Annotated in this window: 2 protein-coding genes; one reads left to right on the forward strand and one right to left on the reverse strand. The window is 69.2% G+C overall.

Annotation, left to right across the window (positions count from 1 at the left end):
• Positions 1-186: 186 nt before the first annotated feature.
• The gene (locus ACG2DA_RS22635; RefSeq protein WP_395258943.1) at positions 187-336 is read right to left on the reverse strand and encodes a hypothetical protein; all 150 of its coding nucleotides are present in this window, start codon (positions 334-336) and stop codon (positions 187-189) included.
• Between the two features lie 313 nt (positions 337-649).
• Here ACG2DA_RS22635 and ACG2DA_RS22640 point away from each other — a divergent pair, with 313 nt between their 5' ends.
• Complete coding sequence (locus ACG2DA_RS22640; RefSeq protein ID WP_395258945.1) at positions 650-1,822, forward strand: DUF1559 domain-containing protein; 1,173 nt, start codon at positions 650-652, stop codon at positions 1,820-1,822.
• Positions 1,823-1,886 lie beyond the last annotated feature (64 nt).

The following is a 1,886-nucleotide window of genomic DNA, read 5'->3' on the forward strand; positions in this document are numbered from 1 at the left end:
ACCGCCCCCCGCCGCTACACCGAACGCCCCGCAGAACCGTCCCCCGCCGCAGAATCAGCACGCTTCAGGCGGCCTCCGCCCCCGAAGGTTTCCGGCCGCCCCGACGCGGCCGACGTGGCGCCGGCGGGCAGTTCTGCCCTGGCGCCTTATCCACTTGCAAGTCCCGGCGGCCCGGGACGCCCGCCGCTACTCGCCGACACCGCGGGGCTCTTCCGGGGCGGCGCCGGGGGTGGTGATGCGTCCCCCCTCCGGAGACGTCTCGAACGCGGGACCGCTCTCCAGTTCCCCCTCCGGCACGCCGCCGCAGCCCGCCGCGGCGAGAGCGAGGACGACCATGAGATGAACGGTCAGAACGGGGCGGAGACGGGCGAACGGCGACACGAGGAGATCCGAGCGAGATCTGGAGATTGCGAAGCAGGCGTCCGGCAGGGGGTCGGAACCGCCGCGACGGCCGTTTCGTACCGAAGATCCCGGTACTTTTCAATCTGACGCACTCTCGGGGATGACACGAAACGGAACCGGCACATAAGATTGACCGTCACCTCGCGGCCTGTGACACGTTCTCCATGTCCGCATGGACACGCTTTTCCAGCTAAGTTCCTTTGCCATCCGCCGCCCTTACCTCCCGTTCCTCCTGAGGTCCCAGACGATGCTTTCCTCCCCCCGCCGCGCCGGCACGCCACGCAGCGCGTTCCCGTCCGCCGCCCGGTCCGGCTTTACGCTGATCGAACTGCTGGTGGTGATCGCGATCATCGCGATCCTCGTTTCCCTGCTGCTCCCCGCCGTCCAGCAGGCCCGTGAGGCGGCTCGGCGAAGCCAGTGCCAGAACAACCTCAAGCAGCTCGGCCTGGCGGCCCACAACTATCACAGCACCTGGAAAAAGTTCCCCGCCGGGGGAGCCTGGGCGGCCAACTACCGGAAGCCGGATTCCGTGCCGGCGAACGCGACGGACGGCGGACTGAGCGCGTTCATCATGCTGCTGCCGTATCTGGACCAGACGGCGCTGTGGAACGCGATGAACGCCCCGTACGACAACTCCGACCCGAAGGACGGCGTGCCGGACGTCCCCCCGTTCGGGTTCAACCACTGGGATCAGCAGCAGAACTATCCCCCGTTCAAGACGCAGATCGCGACGATCCTCTGCCCGTCCGACAGCACGACGCCCCGCGACGCGGCGGACACGAACTACGCGGTTAACTGGGGCGACAACGCGTCCGGCGTTCTGGAGCGGGCCAACTCGAACCGCCTCGGCGTGGTCCGCGGGATGTTCATGGGCCAAGGCTGGTTCGGCCTCTCCGACGCCCGCGACGGCACCGTCAGCACGATGCTGTTCGCCGAGATCGGCCGCAACAACGGGTCTGCGCCCCACCAGGGCGCCGTGATGCGCGACGTGTCCGCGCTCACGGTGTTGTCCGGCGAGAACGACGGATTCGCCAACCCCAGCGCCTGCGTGGAGGCGGCGACCGACCCGGCGAACCCCGGTCGCTATCCCGCCGGCGCCCCCATCACCAACCGCGGCGAGACGTGGGTTGAGTGGGGCGGCTTCGCCACCGGGTTCACCGCGATCCTGCCGCCGAACGGCCCGAGTTGCTCCCACGACGGCTCCCCGTGGAACGACGCCATTATCTCCGCCGGCAGCTATCACCCCGGGATCGTCCAGGTGGTGATGTGCGACGGCTCCGTGCAGAGCATCAACGAGACGATTAACGCCACCACGCAGGGGATGTCCGAGGCGAACGTCATCCGCGGCCGCAGCCCCTACGGCGTGTGGGGCGCGCTCTCCACGCGGGACGGCGGCGAAGCTGTTTCGGACGGTTTCTGACCCGCCGCGGCCTCCGGCCGCGACGTCCGACCGACAGAACCCAGCGGCCCGGGGCCCTCGCCCC

It is taken from the genome of Alienimonas sp. DA493, from assembly GCF_043951915.1.
Lineage (GTDB): Bacteria > Planctomycetota > Planctomycetia > Planctomycetales > Planctomycetaceae > Alienimonas.

What these genes read in the sequence shown, in the direction of transcription:
- ACG2DA_RS22640 (WP_395258945.1), top strand. Translation starts at nt 650, where the DNA reads ATGCTTTCCTCCCCCCGCCGCGCCGGCACGCCACGCAGCGCGTTCCCG.
- ACG2DA_RS22635 (WP_395258943.1), bottom strand. Translation starts at nt 336, where the DNA reads ATGGTCGTCCTCGCTCTCGCCGCGGCGGGCTGCGGCGGCGTGCCGGAG.